The sequence below is a fragment of the Bifidobacterium merycicum DSM 6492 genome (genome assembly GCF_900129045.1).
Lineage (GTDB): Bacteria > Actinomycetota > Actinomycetes > Actinomycetales > Bifidobacteriaceae > Bifidobacterium > Bifidobacterium merycicum.
Genome location: NZ_FQTX01000007.1, coordinates 64,590 through 84,085, shown reverse-complemented (window position 1 = coordinate 84,085; position 19,496 = coordinate 64,590). Strand labels below are relative to the sequence as shown.

At 62.4% G+C, this 19,496-nt stretch carries 15 protein-coding genes and 1 tRNA gene; all 16 read left to right on the top strand.

The features are described from left to right. Window positions 1–2 precede the first annotated feature (2 nt). Complete coding sequence (gene rpsR, locus BUB29_RS08975; protein ID WP_003810112.1) at window positions 3–251, top strand: 30S ribosomal protein S18; 249 nt, start codon at window positions 3–5, stop codon at window positions 249–251. Between the two features lie 19 nt (window positions 252–270). Next, the gene (gene rplI, locus BUB29_RS08970; RefSeq protein WP_003825433.1) at window positions 271–717 is read left to right on the top strand and encodes a 50S ribosomal protein L9; all 447 of its coding nucleotides are present in this window, start codon (window positions 271–273) and stop codon (window positions 715–717) included. A gap of 152 nt (window positions 718–869) precedes the next feature. Beyond that, entirely contained in the window at window positions 870–1,550 is a 681-nt protein-coding gene (locus BUB29_RS09580; RefSeq protein WP_234945722.1) for a hypothetical protein, read from the top strand. A gap of 306 nt (window positions 1,551–1,856) precedes the next feature. Then, window positions 1,857–1,930 (top strand) — tRNA-Lys (locus tag BUB29_RS08960). A gap of 229 nt (window positions 1,931–2,159) precedes the next feature. Continuing rightward, entirely contained in the window at window positions 2,160–2,888 is a 729-nt protein-coding gene (locus tag BUB29_RS08955) for an MIP/aquaporin family protein (RefSeq protein WP_033523400.1), read from the top strand. Window positions 2,889–3,612: 724 nt separating this feature from the next. Then, window positions 3,613–6,372, top strand: coding sequence for a heavy metal translocating P-type ATPase (locus BUB29_RS08950; protein ID WP_033523401.1), 2,760 nt, complete (start codon window positions 3,613–3,615; stop codon window positions 6,370–6,372). A 457-nt stretch (window positions 6,373–6,829) separates the two neighbouring features. Then, window positions 6,830–8,182, top strand: a complete 1,353-nt coding sequence (rmuC, locus tag BUB29_RS08945) for a DNA recombination protein RmuC (RefSeq protein ID WP_033523402.1) — start codon at window positions 6,830–6,832, stop codon at window positions 8,180–8,182. Between the two features lie 114 nt (window positions 8,183–8,296). Beyond that, window positions 8,297–8,962 (top strand): type I phosphoribosyltransferase, encoded by a 666-nt coding sequence (locus tag BUB29_RS08940; RefSeq protein ID WP_033523403.1) that lies wholly within the window; start codon window positions 8,297–8,299, stop codon window positions 8,960–8,962. Beyond that, window positions 8,962–9,798, top strand: a complete 837-nt coding sequence (locus tag BUB29_RS08935; RefSeq protein WP_033523404.1) for a TrmH family RNA methyltransferase — start codon at window positions 8,962–8,964, stop codon at window positions 9,796–9,798. Before BUB29_RS08940 ends, BUB29_RS08935 begins: the two co-directional genes overlap by 1 nt. A 228-nt stretch (window positions 9,799–10,026) precedes the next feature. Further along, on the top strand, window positions 10,027–10,326 hold the full coding sequence (gene gatC / locus BUB29_RS08930; protein WP_033523475.1) for an Asp-tRNA(Asn)/Glu-tRNA(Gln) amidotransferase subunit GatC: 300 nt from the start codon (window positions 10,027–10,029) through the stop codon (window positions 10,324–10,326). A gap of 2 nt (window positions 10,327–10,328) precedes the next feature. Further along, complete coding sequence (gene gatA, locus BUB29_RS08925; RefSeq protein WP_033523406.1) at window positions 10,329–11,867, top strand: Asp-tRNA(Asn)/Glu-tRNA(Gln) amidotransferase subunit GatA; 1,539 nt, start codon at window positions 10,329–10,331, stop codon at window positions 11,865–11,867. Between the two features lie 34 nt (window positions 11,868–11,901). Continuing rightward, entirely contained in the window at window positions 11,902–13,398 is a 1,497-nt protein-coding gene (gene gatB, locus BUB29_RS08920; protein ID WP_033523407.1) for an Asp-tRNA(Asn)/Glu-tRNA(Gln) amidotransferase subunit GatB, read from the top strand. 402 nt (window positions 13,399–13,800) lie between these two features. Further along, window positions 13,801–14,853, top strand: a complete 1,053-nt coding sequence (locus BUB29_RS08915) for a GNAT family N-acetyltransferase (RefSeq protein ID WP_033523408.1) — start codon at window positions 13,801–13,803, stop codon at window positions 14,851–14,853. 121 nt (window positions 14,854–14,974) lie between these two features. Then, a complete protein-coding gene (locus BUB29_RS08910; protein WP_033523410.1) occupies window positions 14,975–15,289 on the top strand; it encodes a DUF2469 domain-containing protein in 315 nt (104 codons plus the stop codon). 170 nt (window positions 15,290–15,459) lie between these two features. Continuing rightward, on the top strand, window positions 15,460–17,079 hold the full coding sequence (locus BUB29_RS08905) for an NAD(P)/FAD-dependent oxidoreductase (RefSeq protein ID WP_033523476.1): 1,620 nt from the start codon (window positions 15,460–15,462) through the stop codon (window positions 17,077–17,079). A gap of 383 nt (window positions 17,080–17,462) precedes the next feature. Next, window positions 17,463–19,433 (top strand): transcription termination factor Rho, encoded by a 1,971-nt coding sequence (rho, locus tag BUB29_RS08900; RefSeq protein ID WP_033523412.1) that lies wholly within the window; start codon window positions 17,463–17,465, stop codon window positions 19,431–19,433. The last annotated feature ends 63 nt before the right edge of the window (window positions 19,434–19,496 follow it).

The window sequence follows — 19,496 nt, the reverse complement described above, 5'->3', positions numbered from 1 at the left end:
TCATGTCACGTAAGAGGCCGCAACCGCCGGTCAAGCCGTTCAAGAAGAAGCCGAACCCGCTGAAGGCGGCGAAGGTCACCGAGATCGATTACAAGGACGTCGCTCTGCTGCGTAAGTTCATCTCCGATCGAGGCAAGATCCGTTCCCGTCGTATCACCGGTGTCACCGTGCAGGAACAGCGTGAGATTTCGAAGGCCATCAAGAACGCCCGCGAAATGGCTCTGCTGCCGTACGCCACCTCTGGTCGCTGAGTTAGGGAGGCTATGAATCATGGCTGAAACCAAGGTTATTCTTACCAAGACCGTTGCCAACCTCGGTCACTCCGGTGATGTTGTCGAAGTGAAGTCCGGCTTCGCTCGCAACTACCTCATCCCGCAGGGCCTCGCCTTTGCTTGGAACAAGGGCGCTGAGAAGCAGATTCTCGCTATGAAGCGCGCTCGTCTGGCCCAGGCCGTCGCCACCCGTGAGGATGCCGTCGCTGCCAAGGCCGCCATCGAAGGCACCGCCGTCGAGATCGCCGCCAAGGTGTCCGAGTCCGGCAAGCTGTTCGGCAGCATCTCCGCCGAGCAGATCGCCATCGCCCTTGAAGACAAGGCCGTTGTCGATCCGAAGGCCATCGAGGTCGAGTCCATCAAGACCACCGGCGAATTCCCGGCGAAGGTCGCCCTCCACCCGGAGATCACCGCTTCCTTCTTCGTGAAGGTCGTCGCTGAGTGATTCCCCCACTCACCGCGGCCAGTCTTCAAGGCTCGGCGCGGTGAATGATTCCAGACTGAAGTACGTCTGAGCTTAAGCACAAGGAATCCCCCTGCATCGATTGGTGCAGGGGGATTTTCCGTTGGTAGGCATGCTTGGCAATTGGAAGCACGTTGATCGCGACGGTTGATTTCTCCGCAGACGTATGCGGCGACCACGCGTGGAAGGGCAAGAACGTCAAGATCTCCATCAAGGATTCCGACAATGAGGTGATCGCGTCCGCGGTATACGACTTCACGACCAAGCCGATGAAGTTCGAAGACGGTGTGACCACAGTCAAACTGGCATTCACGACGAATCAGTATTGGCGTGCCGTGAGCCGGATCAAAACCAGTGCGACCAGCATGGTGGTGCAGGAGGGGTCTTCGCCGAACGGTAAACCGTCCGCGGACGTGGATAGCGCCAGAGGAGGCGCGAATATCGCGGACTCCGACATGGAACGATACGCGCAGCTGGCGTTGAGCTGGCAGGTGTCGAACGACAAATCGGCGATCTCCCCGCTGCACGACGTGCCGACCACGCAGCTGTTCAGCAGGAAATACGGCATGGAAGTCGATGGTAAAACGCAGCATTACCGCGACATCTACAAGCAGTATCTCGAACTTCACGCCAAGTGGCCGAACGCGGTGCTGGCGTGGGCCGCGGACTACGACTACTACACACGGTACGGACACGAGGCCGACTACTATGTGCTGCTCTCCGGCGAGCGCTTCGACTCGGTGAGTGACGCGCGGTCGTGGTGTTCGACCAACGCGTTCGGGCCGAACGACTGCATGGCGGTGCAGATGGAGTAGGCCCGGTCAGGGCGCGATCGGCGTGCGCCGTGCGAAGTATGTTGCGAAATATGTGTTGCGCGGAGTGTGCGCCGCAATCCTCGCATCCCCCGTATCGATTGGTGCGGGGGATTGTCGTATGTAGGTGGTTGGGAATCGTGCTGTAGGGCGGATTCTTCGGATTCGCGTCATAATCCGTTGTGATCCACAGGTTTTTAGAGAAGTTGTAAAACATTGGAATTCCAACGTTTTACAGCGCGACACGCCGGCGTTTGCGTGATAGTCGTTTGTGAGTAAACTTATCTCTCGGTTCAAGAAATGACCAACGCCCCTTTAGCTCAGTTGGTTAGAGCAGCTGACTCTTAATCAGCGTGTCCAGGGTTCGAATCCCTGAGGGGGCACAGATAAAGCCTTGGAATTATTCCAAGGCTTTTTTGTTTTCCGGCCACCTATTCGCTCAGTCGCTCCAGAGCGAGACATCGCCGCTCACAGACCCGCGATGCACGACGCAAAACCCGCATTCGCGGGGGTATGACGACTTCCAACGTGGGGAGTAGGGTGGAATGTCGTCTGCTTATAGCGGAATCGCAACATCCTGTAGAGAAGAAGCAATTAATAGAGGAAACAGTAGTGGAATACTCACTTTTCGTTAAGTTGGCAGCCGAATTCGTCGGTACCGCCATTCTGATGGTCTTCGGCAACGGTGCAGTCGCCAATGTCGAACTCAAGAACACCAAGGGCCACCACGCCGGCTGGCTGAACATCGCCATGGGTTACGGCTTCGGCGTGATGTTCCCCGTGCTCATGTTCGGTGCCGTCTCCGGTGCACACATCAACCCTGCCATGACCATCGCCCAGGCGGTCAACGGCCTGTTCGCGTGGAACCTCGTGCTCCCGTACATCATCGCCCAGCTGCTCGGCGCACTCGTCGGCCAGCTCATCGTGTACATCACCTACTACCCGCACTACAAGGAGACCGAGGACGCTGACGCCATCCTCGGCACCTTCTGCACCACCGACGCCCACAACGACCGTTTCAACTACTTCCTCAACGAGTTCTTCGGCACCTTCGTGCTCGTGGTCGGCGCACTGTGCTGCCTGTGCCTGCCGTGGGGCAAGGCGAACCCGGCCGCCGCATCCATTGTGGTCGGCTTCATCGTGTGGGGTCTCGTGACCTCCATGGGCGGTCCGACCGGTCCTGGCCTGAACCCGGCCCGTGATCTCATGCCGCGACTGTTGCACGCCATCCTGCCGATTCCGGCCAAGGGTTCCTCCCGCTGGGGCGAGGCGTGGATTCCGGTCGTGGCCCCGATTCTGGGCGCGATCGCAGGTGCCGCCCTGTTCAAGGTGTTCATCTGATTGCGACCTACGCTCGCGTGTGATTTCCGGCCCGCTGCCTTACGGCAGCGGGCCTTTTTGTTGCCAAGACGGCGAAGCGCACGGTGCCATGGCGTCGCACGGTGCCGTTTTCGCTGTACTCCGTCGGTTTCGTCGGTTTTACCGTCTCGTCCACGGTTTAGCTGCTATCCGCCGTCGTCCGGCTTGGGGTCCGCGGAAGCTCACCCGTCACCCACCGCAGCCTGACCGTTGTTCAGCCGCCGCTCACCCACCGTCCACCATCACTTGCACGGTTCAACCACCACCCACCCGCTACTTCGCCTATGTATGGCAGATTCCGGGGTTTACATGTTGCTAGGTGGCTTATGTATGGCACCGATATGCGAATATCCGGAGTATGCACGTTGGAATTCCAACGCACATACTCCGGATATCGCGTTTTGAGTGCCATACATAAGCCACCTAGCGTTTTGATGCCTCCGGAATCTGCCATACATAGGCGAGATGCCTACTCGCAAGCTCCGTCAAACCCACGGGCTGGGCCAAGCGGATGCCGGGAGAAGAGCAAGATAGCTGGCCGGGAGCCCCGCTGAGCGCCCTATGAACGCTCCGCCAGCTCCGCCGCGAGACTTGGGCCGCGTACTTCGCCGCGCCGGTTCCGCTGGGCGCGATACGAGATTTTTCCGCGCTCCGCGCCGATATATGGTGTGATTGTTTTCAGACAACCGAGAGAAGGAAAACGCATATGCAGGCTGTGATCGCGATCGCCTTGGCAGTGCTGGCCACGGCTGGCATCGCCTGGTTCTTCTTCGCGCCGCGCAAGGCGTACCGCGTTCGTCTTGAGGATGGCATGCAGGAAGCCGTCATCGAAGTGAAGGGTGGGTACAGTCCGTCGGTTATCGAAGCCGAGGCTGGCGTACCGCTCAGACTGGTGTTCGACCGCAAGGAGGACGGCGAATGCTCCTCCCACGTGGTGTTTTCCGATTTCGGCGTGGATAAGGTCCTGCCGGCGTTCCGTTCCACCACGGTCACATTGCAACCCGCCGAACCGGGGGAATACGGTTTCGCCTGCGGCATGAACATGCTGCATGGCACATTGCGGGTGCTGCCCGGCAGGCATCACGGCACAACGGCGTCCCCCGAGGCGCAGACCGTTCCGGCTGATGTGCAGACCAGTGCGCAGACCAATGCACAGGCCGGTATGCAAGAGACCTCGCGGGAAGAGGCGGACGAAACCGCCGTCCAAAGCATCGACGACGCCCACGAGATCAGGACACTGATCCACCGGCTCATCGTGGCCGCGGTGTGCACGATCCCCGTGTTCTGCTCGTCCATGCTCATGCTGTACCACATGCCCGCCTGGGGGCAGCTGCTGTGCATGCTGCCCGTCGTCGGCTACGCGGCGCTGCCGATCTTCCGCAGCGGCTGGGCGGCCATCGTGCATCGTTCCCCCGAAATGAACGCGCTCGTCACCATGGGCACCGCCGCCGCATTCCTGTATTCGCTGGTCGTCACCTTCGCGCCCGGCATACTGCCGGGAAATTCGCGCGAACCCTACTATGAGGCCGTGGGCGTGGTGATTACGCTGATGCTGGTCGGGCAGCTGCTCGAAGCGAGGGCGCGTAAAGGCACGGGCGAAGCCATCCGCTCGCTGATGGGGTTGCGGCCGAGCGTCGCATGCGTGGTGCGCGACGGCGAGGAACGGAACATTCCCATTGATGACGTGGTCGTGGGCGATATCATCGCGGTGCGTCCGGGGGAGCGGCTTCCCGTGGACGGCCAGGTGCTCGTGGGCTCGTCCTCGGTCGATGAATCGATGATCACCGGCGAACCCATGCCGGTGGCCAAAACGGTGGGTGACGAGGTGACCGGTGCCACGATCAACGGCGCCGGATCGCTGCGCTATCGTGCCACGAAAGTCGGCAAGGACACCGTGCTCGCGCGCATCGTGGCGATGGTGAAAACCGCGCAAAGCTCCAAAGCGCCGGTGCAGCGTCTCGCCGACCGCATCAGCTCCATATTCGTGCCCCTGGTGGTGCTCATCGCGGTCTGGTCATGCGCGATGTGGTTCGCGTTCGGCCCGGAACCGCGGGTCGTCCACGCCCTGGTCGCCGCGGTGTCGGTGCTGCTCATCGCCTGCCCATGCGCGCTCGGCTTGGCCACGCCGTTATCGGTGATGGTATCCACCGGCAGGGCGGCACAGATGGGCGTGCTGATCAGGTCCGCCGAAGCATTGGAATTATCCGGACGGGTGAACGCCATTGTGCTCGACAAAACCGGCACCATCACCGCAGGCAAGCCGTCGATCACCGACATCCTGCCGTTGGGCGCGTGGCGGCGTGATCCTGATCGCCTGCTGACGCTCGCCGCCGCGGCCGAACATGATTCCGAACATCCGCTGGCCGCGGCGATGATCGCCGAAGCCAAGCGCCGCGACCTTTCCGCCGACGCGTTGAACCGTGGTCGATTCCGCGTCCATGCCGGGCTCGGTGTCACCTGCGAGGTCGACGGCCATGCCGTCGCCGTGGGTAATACGGATCTCATCGACCGCTTGGATGTGGGTATGCCATCCATCGGTGACGAGGATCTGGACGCCATCATCGCCGATATGGAAGGCTTGTCCGGTCAGGGCAAAACCCCGATGCTTATCGCGGTCGACGGCGAGCTTGCGGGCATCGTCGCGGTGGCCGACACCGTCAAACCTGATTCGGTGCAGGCCATCGCGGCATTGCGCTCCCACGGCATCGCCGTCACCATGCTCACCGGCGACAACGAAACCACGGCCAAGGCCGTCGCCAAACAGGTGGGCGTGGACCACGTGGTCGCCGGAGTCCGGCCGGAGAACAAGGCCGATGAGATTGCCAAACTGCAGGCGAACGGGTACACCGTGGCCATGGTCGGCGACGGCATCAACGACGCGCCCGCCCTGGCCCGCGCGGATGTGGGCTTCGCCATCGGCACCGGCACCGATGTGGCCATCCAATCCGCCGACGTCACGTTGATGAGCGGGTCGCTGATGGGCCTGGTGCACGAAATCGACCTCGCCCACGCGGCCTTGCGCAACATCGGCCAGAATCTCGGTTTCGCGCTCGGCTACAACAGCGTGGGCATCCTCATCGCGGCCGGTATCCTTTACCCGTTCACGGGTATGATGCTCAACCCGATGATCGCCGGTGCGGCCATGGCGTTCTCGTCGCTGTGCGTGGTAAGCAACGCCAGCAGACTACGCCTGTTCGACCCGGCGAAACCACATGACTACCAAGTAAATACCAACATCAGGAAAGGAACCATCATGGGACTGTTCAGCGATCACAAGGCCAAGAAGGAGAGCTGCTGCGGCGGCCACACCGCCGCGGGCGAGGGCGCGAAGGACCCGGTGTGCGGCATGACGGTGAACCCGGCCGGCGCCGCCGCGACCCGTGAATACGAGGGGAAGACCTACTTCTTCTGCAACCCCGGTTGCGCCGAAACCTTCGATAAGGACCCGGCGAAGTACGCCGCCTGAATCGCGCGGCGGGGCCGGCGGGCGCTCGTAGGGGCGCCCGGCAGGGCCTCCGGCCGGGTATCTCGCCTATGTATGGCGGATTCGCAGTCCCGGGAAACGCCAGGTGGCTTATATATGGCACTCAAAACGCGATACCCGGAGTATGAGCGTTGGAATTCCAACGTGCATACTCCGGGTATTCGCATATCGGTGCCATATATAAGCCACCTAGCAATATGCCGACCCCGGAATCTGCCATATATAAGCGAAGTAGTGGGTGAGCAGTGGCTGAACAACGGTCGGGCTGCGGTGGGTGACGGGTGGGCTGCGGCGGCGTCCAGGCTGAACGACGGTGGAAAGTGACGGAAACCGGCGAAGAACGGCGGGTGAGCCGGCATCATGCGCCGCCGCGGCCCACACAGGGCCGTGAATCGGCCCGGCCATCACGCTGTATCGTACCGTTGCCATACTGAAAGGCATGGATGTGACTTGGATTCCAATGGTAATAATGTTGCTCATCGGCGTTGCGGTGGGAGCCGTGGCCGGGTTGAACGTGGGCAGGTCGCAGGTGGCCGACGGCTCCTACCGGCCTCAGAACGAGGACGCGGAATCCCTCAACGAGCAGCTTGAAGCCGCCCGGACGGAAATCGCCCAACTCGAAACCTCCCGTGCGGAAATGCGCGCCCAGCTGGACGGGGCAAACCAGCAGCTCATCTTCGTGAAATCCCAACTGGCCCAAGCTCAGCGTGCCGAACAGATCCGCATCGAACACGAGCGCGAACGCGCCGCCGCCCAAGCCGAGGCGCAGCGGGCCGAACAGGCGCAGCGCTTGCAGGAGCAAAGCCGTGTGATCGAAGCGCTCGCCCCCGTGCAGAAGAACCTCGATGCCCTGCAAAACAAGGTGATCGAAATCGAAGAGGGACGCAAGCGTGAAATGGGCGCCCTCGGCCAGCAGCTGAAAGGCCTGGGCGAACAGCAGACGCGCCTCGATAAGGAGACGAATGCGCTGTCCGCCGCCCTGAGCAACAACAAGATCCGCGGCGCATGGGGCGAGGCGCAGCTGCGCAATATCGTGGAATCCGCCGGCCTGCTGGAACACGTGGACTTCGATACGCAGGTGATGGTGAAGGACGCCGCCGGCCATGACCAGCGACCGGACATGGTGGTGCATCTGCCCGGCGGCAAAACCATTCCCATCGACGCCAAAGTGCCGTATTCCGATTACCAGCGCGCCTGCACCATCCCGGACACGGCGTCGCCGGCCGACCTCGCCCGCCGCGCGGAACTGATGCGGGCGCACGCCAAGGCCATGCGCGAGCATGTGCGCGTGCTGGGCGATAAGGCGTACTGGCAGGCGTTCAGCACGGCCCCCGATTTCGTGGTCGCGTTCATCCCCAACGAGGCGTTGCTGCAGGCCGCGCTCGAAACGGACCCGACCCTGTTGGACGACGCGTTCGCCCGCAAAGTCGCCCTGACCTCACCCGTCACCCTGTGGGCCGTGCTCAAATCCGTCGCCTACGCATGGCAGCAGCAAAGCCTCACCGACGACGCCAAAACCCTCTTCGACCTGTCGCGCGAACTGTACGAACGTTTCGCCAAGCTCGGCGAACACGCCACCAAACTGGGCACGCAGCTCACACGCACCGTCGCGGCCTACAACGCGTTCGTCTCCAGCTTGGAAAGCCGCGTGCTGCCCACCGCGCGTAAACTGCAGAACCTCGACCCCAGCACGGTGATCGGCGAAGTGCCCATGCTTGATTCCGATAAAATCAACGTCACCGAGCTCACGGCTCCCGAAGCCGCCGTGCAGGAGGATGAGCGCGGGGAGTAGTCGGAAGCGAAGTGACGGGATGGGCCGAAGCTGCGGGAAGCGCGACGGCAACGGGAAACGACGGCAACGGGGGAAGCTCGGGTAGTGGGAAGAGGGGTCCGTACACTGGGCGGTATGACTGATTCTGGATTCCGCCCCACCGTTGCGGGCACGTCGAACGCCCCCGCCGAAGCCGCCTCTGGCAACGCTTCCGACGCATTGAACTTCGCATCCCTCGAACCGCGCGACCAGCTGCTCGAACTGTTGCGTGAACGCGCGGCCGGCCGACCGTTCTCCGAACTGGCCGCCGTCACGTTCGACCATCGCGGTGCCACGGTCATGGGCCATCTGCTGCTGGACGCGTTGGAGGACGCCGGGTATTCCGTCGACGATTTCGACGCGGTGGGTGCGCTGACCGCCGCCGCCGTGCCGCTGGTGATATCGGTGGTGCAGGCCGCAGCCTCCCGTGGCGAGGACGTCGACGGCTTCGTGATGGACTTCGTGTACCCGTCGATCAAGGGTCCGTCGATCAAAGGCAAGCGTGTGGTGCTGCTCGACGCGTGGCTGTCCGAAAAGTCCTATGTGCAGACATCCTCGCTGGTCACGCTGCGCAACGGCAACGAGCTGAGCCTCGACTTCTCCGTGGTGGAGCATGAGGGCGCGAGCGTGGTGGCCGTGGCCTCCATGGTCGGCGGGCTCGGCGGCAGCGAGCCGAAGCGCATCGAAGTGATCAACTCCGTCACCGATGAACGCCACGAACTGCCCTTCGTGCAGCTGTTCGACGAATCCGAGCTGCACTGATGCACGCGCCGCACCCCATCGACGTGGCCGCGAAAGCCTCCGGCGAGCCCACATTCCGCGAAATCGGCGTAGGCCCGTGGGAGCAGACGCATCCGGGCGAACCGCGCCCGACCGACCCCAAGTACGACAGCCAACTGCTCGACGAAGGCGACCGGCGCAACGTGCTCGACCGATACCGCTATTGGACGGTCGCGGCGATCAAAGCCGATCTGGATGCGCGTGGACGCCATGATTTCGAAGTCGCCGTGGAGAACTGGACGCACGATTTCAACATCGGTTCCATGGTGCGCACGGCGAACGCGTTCCAAGCCCGACGCGTGCACATCGTCGGACCGCACAAGTGGAACCGCAAGGGCGCGTTGATGACGGAGCTGTACCAGCACGTCGAGAACCATCCGTCGATCGCCGAACTGGTGGACTGCTGGCATAACCGCATCGCCGGCGAAATCGCCGCCGCCCGCGCCGAAGCCGGAGCCGCCGCGCTCCACGCCCATCAGGCCGCGCAGCGTGGTGATACGCAGGCGCTCGCCGCCCGCACCGCGCAGGTGGATGCCGCCGAAGCGCGCATCCGCGAGCTTGAAGCCGCGCGTGTGATCGCGATGGACATCATTCCCGGCGCGGTTCCCATGGAACGGTACGCGTTCCCGAAGCGCTGCCTGCTGCTGTTCGGCGCCGAAGGCCCGGGTTTGAGCGACAAGGCGCTTGAACTGGCGGATGACGTGGTGTACATCTCGCAATTCGGATCGGTGCGTTCGATCAACGCGGGCGCGGCCGCGGCGGTGGCCATGCACAGTTGGATCGCGCAGCATGCCGTGATCGGCGGCGTGGCGGAATAAGACGGCGCGGCCGCGGCGGTGGCCATGCACAGTTGGATCGCGCAGCATGCCGTGATCGGCGGCGTGGCGGAATAAGACGGCGCGGACGACGTAAGGCGTGTCGCGCCGGGTGCTTCCGCACCCGTGTCAATCGCCCGGATATCGCGCCGATATTCGGGCGATATCCCCCCGATACCATATGGAGAGCGGTTTGCCGCACTGTCACATAACGCACATATAGTTATGGGCATGCCTACATTTACACGCGAAGAAATCGTGCATTTGGGCGACTTGGCCCGAATCGCACTGAGCGATGAAGAAATTACCCGCCTGCAGGGCGAGTTGAATGTCATTGCCGACTCCATCGACATGGTCCAGGAAGTCGCCACCGACGATGTTGAACCGACCGCCAACCCGATTCCGCTGGAAGCCTACCTGCGTCCCGACGTTCCTGAGAAGCCGTTGACCCAGGCCGAGGCGCTCGCCGGCGGCCCGAAAACCGAAGCGGGCATGTTCGTTGCCCCGCGCATTCTGGGAAGCGAGGAGTGAGCATGGCGAACGTAGAGGAACTGGTCAAGCTTTCCGCCGCCGAAATGGGCGCGGCCATCAAGAAGGGCGATGTTTCCAGCCGTGAACTGGTCGACGCCCACCTCCAGGTCATCGAAGCCGCTGAACCGAGCGTGCAGGCCTTCCTGAAGGTCTCCGCCGACGAAGCCCGTGAACAGGCAGACGCCTTCGACGCCAAGAGCGCCGATGAGAAGGCCGCCATGCCGGAGCTGGCGGGCGTGCCGATCGCGATCAAGGACATGATCGTCACCAAGGGCATCGAAACCACCGCCGCCTCCAAGATCCTCGAAGGCTGGATCCCCCCGTACGATGCGACCGTCATCGAAAAGCTCAAGGCCGCGGGCATGCCGATCCTCGGCAAGACCAACCTGGATGAGTTCGCTCAGGGCTCCTCCACCGAGCATTCCGCATACAAGACCACCCACAATCCGTGGGATACCGACCGCGTCCCCGGCGGCTCCGGCGGCGGTTCCGCTTCCGCGGTGGCCGCGTTCGAAGCCCCGCTGGCCCTCGGCACCGATACCGGCGGTTCCATCCGCCAGCCGGGCGCACTGACCGGCACCGTCGGCGTCAAGCCCACCTATGGTGGCGTGTCCCGTTTCGGTGCCATCGCCATGGCGTCCTCGCTCGATCAGATCGGTCCGTGCTCCCGTACCGTGCTTGACTCCGCGCTGCTGCAGGAGATCATCGGCGGTCACGACAAGCGTGATTCCACGTCCATCCCGGAAGGCCCGCGTCCGATGGTCGCCGCCGCCCGCGAAGGCATGAAGCGCGATCTGAAGGGCCTCAAGGTCGGCCTGATCAAGGAACTCGGCGGCGATGGCTTCCAGCCGGGCGTCGAGGCTCGTTTCAACGAGGGCGTGAAGAAGCTTGAGGAGATGGGCGCGGAGGTTACCGAAGTGTCCCTGCCGCACCTGCCTTACTCCCTGGGCGCGTACTACATCATCATGCCGTCCGAGGTCAGCTCCAACCTGGCCCGCTATGATGGCATGCGTTACGGCCTGCGCGTGATGCCGCCGGACAACGTGCCGCAGACTGCCGCCAACATGATGGCCTACACCCGTGAAGCTGGTTTCGGCGACGAGGTCAAGCGCCGTATCATCCTCGGCACCTACGCCTTGTCCGCCGGCTACTACGACGCCTGGTACGGCTCCGCGCAGAAGGTGCGCACCCTCATCATCGACGACTTCAAGAAGGCCTTCGAGAAGGTCGACGTGCTCGTCGGCCCGACCAGCCCGGTCACCGCCTTCAAGTTCGGCGAGAAGACCGAGGATCCGATGGCCATGTACGCCATCGATATCACCACCATCCCGGCCAACCTCGCCGGCGTTCCGGCCATGAGCATCCCGGCCGGACTGAGCGATGACGGTCTGCCCGTCGGCTTCCAGTTCATCGCGCCGCAGCAGCGTGACGAAGTGATGTACAAGCCGGCCGCGGCCCTCGAAGCCGCGCTGGAGGATGAGTGGAACGGCCCGATCTGGAAGTCGCTGAACGCTTCCTGGCTCAACGGCCAGGCCAAGTGAGATCGACGGATCGGAAAGGATTTAAGGAATCATCATGGCTGAAAAACTGATGAAGTACTCCGAGGCCGTCAAGCAGTTTGACCCGGTGCTCGGTCTGGAAACGCACGTGGAGCTGTCCACCAAGACGAAGCTGTTCTGCCCTGCCGAAGTCTCCTTCGGCGGCGAGCCGAACAGCCAGCTGACCCCGGTCTCCCTGGGTCTGCCGGGCTCCCTGCCGGTGGTGAACAAGACCGCCGTCGATTACGCGATCAAGCTGGGCCTTGCCCTGCACTGCGAAATCGCCGAGTGGAGCCAGTTCGCCCGCAAGAACTACTTCTACCCGGATATGCCGCGCGATTACCAGATCTCGCAGTACGACAAGCCGACCAACGGCAACGGCTATCTGGATGTCGAGCTCGACGACGGCACCATCTTCCGTGTGCCGATCGAGCGTGCGCACATCGAGGATGACGCCGGCAAGAACACCCACGTCGGTGGTGCCGATGGCCGTATCGAAGGCGCCGACCATTCCCTGGTCGACTACAACCGCGCCGGCGTGCCGCTGATCGAGATCGTGACCAAGCCGATCGAAGGGGTGGGCGAGCGCGCCCCGGAGATTGCGGGCGCCTACATGCGTGCCATCCGCGACATCGTGCGTGCGCTGAACATCTCCCACGCCCGCATGGAGCAGGGCAATATGCGCGCCGACGTGAACGTGTCGCTGCGCCGCAACCCGAGCGATCCGTTCGGCACCCGTTCCGAAACCAAGAACGTGAACACGTTCCGCGGCATCGAGAAGACCGTGCAGTACGAGATCCGCCGCCAGGCGCAGATCCTCTCCGAGGGTGGCGAAATCCTGCAGGAGACCCGTCACTGGGATGAGGCTTCGCAGACCACCGCCGGTGGCCGTGTGAAGTCCGACGCCGACGATTACCGTTACTTCCCGGATCCGGATCTGGTGATGCTGCACATCACCAAGGAGCACATCGAAGAGATGAAGGCCCAGATGCCGGAGATGCCGCGTGAGCGTCGCAACCGTCTGAAGGCCGAGTGGGGTCTGAGCGACCTGCAGATGCGCGACATCCTCAACGCGGATGCGCTGGATCTGATCGAAGCCACCGTGGCCGAGGGCGCGACCGCCGCCGGCGCACGCAAGTGGTGGCTGGGCGAGCTGTCCCGCGAGGCCAACGCCAAGGGCGTGACTTTGGAGGAGCTGCCGATCACCCCGGCCGATGTGGCCGAAGTCGAGAAGCTCATCGCCGACGGCAAGCTGAACGACAAGCTCGCCAAGCAGACCGTGGCCGGCGTGCTCGCCGGTGAAGGCACGCCGAGCGAAGTCGTCGAGAAGCGCGGCCTGAAGATCGTCTCCGACGATGGTCTGATCGACAAGGCCGTGGACGAGGCCTTCGCAGCCAACCCGGATGTCGTCGAAAAGCTCAAGAGCGGCAACATGAAGCCGATGGGCGTCATCATCGGCGCCGTGATGAAGGCCACGCGCGGCCAGGCCGACGCGAAGGCCGTCACCAAGGTGGTCATGGGCAAGCTCAAGTGATCGAGTGATCGCATGAGCGCAAGTTGACAGGCTCGACTTGCCGGTTCGCGCGGGCGGATGCCCGGCGCGGGCCGTTGGTCGTGAGTCGTGATTGCGGGGCGTACACCGATTCGGTGTGCGCCCCGTTTCGTTTCGCTCGTCACCGTTGCCGTACCGTTGCTGCCGCTGGTGCTGTCGGTTTGCCGCTGGCGGGCGTGTTCCCGATGCGATTCGCCGTAATCCGCCGCGATTCGGTCTAATTTCAGCGTGATTCCGGAATAATTCCAGCGTGATTCCGCTCGGTTCGTGCCGGTTATGCACCTATTGCCGTGTTCTGTTCCCAGTAATCCTCCAGTCGGGTAGAATACCGTCGGAATGGATGTGGGGAAATCCACACCTGTAATGACGCAAGGATGAACACTCATGCCAGAGAACGCTGCACAGTCGGAATCTCGAGAGCTGCCGGCCCGTATCACCATCCCTCCCGTACGCGGTGAAATGGTGCGCCTGCGTCCGGCGACCGTCGAGGATCTCGACAAGATGGATGCGATCGACGCATATCCGGGAGCCTCCGGAATCACAGGCAAGGATCGCGTGGCGGAACGTGCCGCCGTGCACGCCTGGGTACGTCGCTCCGTTGCCTGGAGCCTCGGTGAGGCGCCGACCGAATCCGGTGTCGGCGACCCGGAGGCCCGTCGCACCATCGCATGGTCGGTCATCACGGAAAGCGACCATGACGGTGACGGTGAGATCGATGCCGCCGACAGCGACAACGTGATCGGCATGATCTTCCTTATCGACATCGACGGCTGGGCGCGATCCGCCCGCATTCAGGTGATTCTCGGTCAGGATTACCGTGGCCGCGGCTACTCCCGCGACATCATGCCGCGCGTGATGACCTACGGTTTCGCGCCGGAACCGGCCGGCCTCGGTTTGCACCGCATCTGGGTGTCCGTGCCGGAACAGAACACCCGAGCCGTCTCCGTATACCAGTCGCTCGGCTTCGTGCCGTCCGGCACTTCCCGCGACGCGCTGTGGAACGCCTCACAGAACCGCTATCAGGATCTCATCGTCATGGACACGCTTGCTGACGAATACGATCCGATTCGTTCGCTCGACGCGTTCGGCATGCACGTGATCGAAGACAATCCGGGTGTGAAGGAGGCGCTGAGCGCCCGCGAGCATTCCATCGCCATCCAGCAGGGTCTGGGTGCTGCGCGGAATGAAGCCGATAGCGAGGCCGAGAAGCTGCAAGGCAAGTCGGTTCGCGAGCCCGCTGATCGCGTGGCGGGTGCCACGGCTGCGGACGACGTGCGCAACAGCGGCGAATCGGAAGGCAAGGGCGGAGCATCCCCCGATGCCGCGTCCGACGGCGAGGAATCGAACTGGCCTTATGCGCAAGGCAAGGGCAAGGCCGCGAAGGGTGCATGGTGGCGTACGCTTGGCCGTGGTCGCAAGCGCGGCAACGACAAGTAGCCGACGAAGCCCGGCAGACGAACGGGTACAGTGGTAATCCGGCCGGATGGCCGGACGGGCCCGATGGTCCGGCATGGCACATGGCGTGGCCGGAAGGTCATAGGAGCATAAAGGCAAGGGAATGAGCGCCGAAGATCTCGATAATTACGAAACCGACGCCGAACTGGCGTTGTACAAGGAATACCGTGACGTCATCAAGCTGTTCACCTACGTGGTGGAGACCGAACGTCGGTTCTATCTGGCGAACAAGGTCGATTTCAACGTCCGTTCCGCCGGTCAGGACGTCTATTTCGACGTGCAGCTGACGGACGCATGGGTGTGGGACGTGTACCGTCCGAGCCGCTTCGTCAAGAACGTGCGCATCCTGACGTTCAAGGATGTGAACGTCGAGGAAGTGCAGAAAACGGATATCGACATACCGGACGACATGGGCTGATTCAGGCCTCCCGCCGGTTTGGCGGGCGTGACTTCTATAGTTGGAACCCAAGGGAAGAGCGTGCGGTTGCAGGCTCATATATGGGGAAAGGATGCCGATTTGGTTACGGATCGGATGTTCCTCCTGTGGCTCTAGTAGAATATGCGTGATTTGACGTAAGGAGAATGGACGTGACCGACAAGCAGTCCGTAGTGATTATCGGCGGTGGCCCTGCTGGCCTGACCGCGGCTTGGGAACTGATCAAGGACGGCGGTGCCGATAGGTACGACGTCACTGTTCTGGAAGAAACCCATGAATTCGGCGGCATTTCCCGCACCGTGAAGCACAATGGGAACCGCATGGATATCGGCGGCCACCGTTTCTTCTCGAAGGACGATCGCATCATGGATTGGTGGAAGAACACGCTTCCGCTGCAGGGTGCGCCCTCCTACGATGATAAGAAGCTCAATCGCGAGCATGACATGGAACCGGGCGGCCCGGATCCCGAGGTCGAAGACAAGGTGATGCTCAAGCGCCACCGCGTCTCCCGCATTTACTGGAACAAGCACTTCCTGGATTACCCGATCTCCCTGAGCCTCGGCACGTTGAAGGCCATGGGCTTCAAGCTGACCATGGTCGCCGGCTTCAGCTACCTGAAGTCCATGGTGCACAAGCTGCCGGAAGACAATCTGGAGAACTTCTACATCAACCGTTTCGGCCGCAAGCTGTATTCGATGTTCTTCGAAGGCTACACCGAGAAGCTGTGGGGCCGTCACCCGTCCGAGATTTCGGCCGATTGGGGCGCGCAGCGCGTCAAGGGCCTGAGCATCATGGGTGTGCTGAAGAACGCCTTCCAGAGGCTGCTGCCGAAGAAGCGTGATAATTCCGAGGTCGAAACCTCCCTGATCGAGGAATTCTGGTACCCCAAGTATGGCCCCGGCCAGCTGTGGGAGACCGTGGAATCCAACTGCGAGAACGCGGGCGTGAAGGTCGTCACCGACGCCAAGGTCGTTGAGGTGCGTCAGGACGACGGTCACATCGCCTCCGTGGTGACTGAGGCCGTCGACGGCACCCGCACCGAGTGGAACGCCGATACGTTCATCTCCTCCATGCCGGTCAAGGATCTGGTCGAGGCCATTGACGCCGCGGGCGAGGACGAACAGGCCGTCGCCGACGGTTCCAAGATCGCCCCCGCAGCCGTCACCGAAGTGGCCGAAGGCCTGCCGTACCGCGACTTCGTCACCGTCGGCCTGCTGGTCAATTGCCTGAAGCTTGAGAACACCACCGACATCCCCACCCTCGGCAACCCGCCGATCGTGCCGGATTGCTGGATCTACGTGCAGGACCCGGGCTACAAGGTCGGCCGTATCCAGGTGTTCAACAACTGGAGCCCGTACCTGGTCAAGGATGTCGACGACACCGTGTGGATCGGTTTGGAATACTTCTGCGAGGAAGGCGACACCTTCTGGAACATGAGCGAGGAGGATGCGGTGAAGTTCGCCGTCTCCGAGCTGATGCGCATGGGTGTCATCGAGAACCCCGAGGATGTCATCGACTCCCACCGTGAACGCGTCAAGAAGGCGTACCCCGCCTACTTCGACACCTACGATCGCATCGACGAGGTCATCGACTACCTCGACGGTTTCGGCAACCTGTACTGCGTGGGCCGCAACGGCCAGCATCGCTACAACAATATGGACCACTCCATGGCCACCGCCATCGAGGCCGTTGACAATATCAAGTCCGGCAAGGCGACCAAGGAGAATGTCTGGTCCGTGAACACCGACAAGTCCTATCACGAGGAGAAGTAGTCGGTTCGTGCCGATCGATCGGACTGATCGATTGATCGGCTGATTGACGGTACCGTCAGCATCGTAACGCGCGTCGAGCATATTCGGCGCGCGTTTTTCATATTCTTCCCCAATCCATGGGATTGTTCCGCATGGCCGTCGCATTGGTCACATAACCGCACGCATCGGTTCGGGCCCACCGGCTCGGATCGGCTTCAACCAAAGGTTTTCGCTGTCTGGAACTATGATTCGGACGCGTGTTGCGTTGTCCGGGGCGGCGTTGTACAGTGAAGCAAGTTCACGTGCATGGGTTGCCGTGGATTCTTACCGCGGCGCGGAGCCGCATTCACTCTTCAGATCGTCAAGGCCCAGTGTTTGGCGAATGCTGTGGAAAGGTATATAACGTGGCCAATAGCCAAGATCTTGAAAGCATGAAATTGCCGGAACTCAAGGAGCTTGCCAAGCAGATGGGATTGCGCGGCACCTCCACCATGCGCAAGCCGGAGTTGCTTGCCACGCTTCAGGCCGCCCGTTCCGGTGGCGAGGCGCCCGCCGGTGTGACCGTGAAGGCGCCGAAGACCAAGGCCGGTGCCGCGAAGGGCACGGCATCGAAGGCCGGTGTCGCGAAGGCCGCCGAGTCTCAGGCAACCGAGCAGGCGGAAGCCAAGATCGAAGCCAAGCCCAAGAACGAAACCAAGGTCGAGGTCGAAAGCAAGGACAAGACCGATTCGGCCAAGGCTGGCAGGCGTGAGCGCAGTGCGGGCAAGGATGCGGCCAAGGAAGCCGTGGACCTGCTGTCCACGCTGGATCTCGGTCTCACGAAGGACGATGATCGCCGTGAGCGTAAGCCGCGTCGTCGCCTCAGCGATGACCTTGATGACGAGGTGATCATCGGCAACGTGCGCCGTCGCCGCCATCGCAAGGATCAGGATACGCCGAGCGAGGGAACCGCACGCGATCTCGACGATATTCTCTCATCCCTGCCGTCCAACAACAAGGAATCCCGCGGTGATGACGATGCGCGTCGCACCCGCGAGGATCGCGCCGATCGCACGGACCGTCGTGGTCGCCGTCTGCGCGGCCGCGACCGCAATGATTGTGATGACCGTACGGATCGCGACAACCGCGAATCCGCCCGCGCCGACCGTAACGACCGTAACGATCGTAACGACCGTGGCAACGACCGTAACAACGATCGCGCCGATCGCAATGATCAGCAGGCCGATCTCGTGCCGGTGGCCGGCATCGTCGACGTGCTGGAATCCTACGCGTTCGTGCGCACCTCCGGCTACCTGCCCGGTCCGAACGACGTGTACGTTTCCATGGGCCAGGTCAAGAAGTACGGTCTGCGCAAGGGCGACGCCGTGCACGGCGCCATCCGCGCACCCCGCGAAGGCGAACGTCGCAACCAGCGTCAGAAGTTCGTGCCGCTGCAGTCCATCGATTCCATCAACGGCATGAGCGTCGAGGAATCCATGGGCCGACCGCAGTTCAGCAAGCTCACCCCGCTGTACCCGCAGGAGCGACTCAAGCAGGAGACCACGCCGAACAAGCTCACCGGCCGTATCATGGACATCGTCTCCCCGATCGGCAAGGGACAGCGTGGCCTGATCGTGTCCCCGCCGAAGGCCGGCAAGACGATCACCCTGCAGAACATCGCCAACGCCATCACCACCAACAATCCCGAAGTGCATCTGATGGTCGTGCTGGTGGACGAGCGCCCCGAGGAAGTCACCGACATGGAGCGTACCGTGCAGGGCGAGGTCATTTCCTCCACCTTCGACCGCCCGGCATCCGATCACACCATCGTGGCCGAACTAGCCATCGAACGCGCCAAGCGCCTGGTGGAGCTCGGTCAGGACGTGGTCGTGCTGCTTGATTCCATGACCCGTCTTGCCCGTGCCTACAATATCGCGGCACCGGCTTCCGGGCGTATTCTGTCCGGCGGTGTGGACGCGCAGGCGCTGTACCCGCCGAAGAAGTTCTTCGGCGCGGCCCGCAACATCGAAAACGGCGGCTCCCTGACCATCATCTCCTCCGCGCTGGTGGAAACCGGTTCCAAGATGGATGAGGTGATTTTCGAGGAGTTCAAGGGCACCGGCAACATGGAACTGCGTCTGAGCCGCGAACTGGCGGAAAAGCGTATGTTCCCCGCCATTGATGTGAACGCCTCCGGCACCCGCCGCGAGGAGCTCATCACCGATCCGCAGGAACTGCCGATCATCTACCGTCTGCGTCGTCTGTTTGGCGGCATGGAGGCCGAGCAGGCCTACCAGACCCTGGTGCCGCGTCTGAAGAAGACCGCGTCCAACCGCGACTTCCTGGCGGCCATCGTGCAGCAGGCCAATGCGAGCAACGCCACCAACGGCAACTGATTCGGTGGGGCGTGGTGTTCCGGCTGTGAGATTTCACGCATGACCGGATACGGCGGGTTTCGG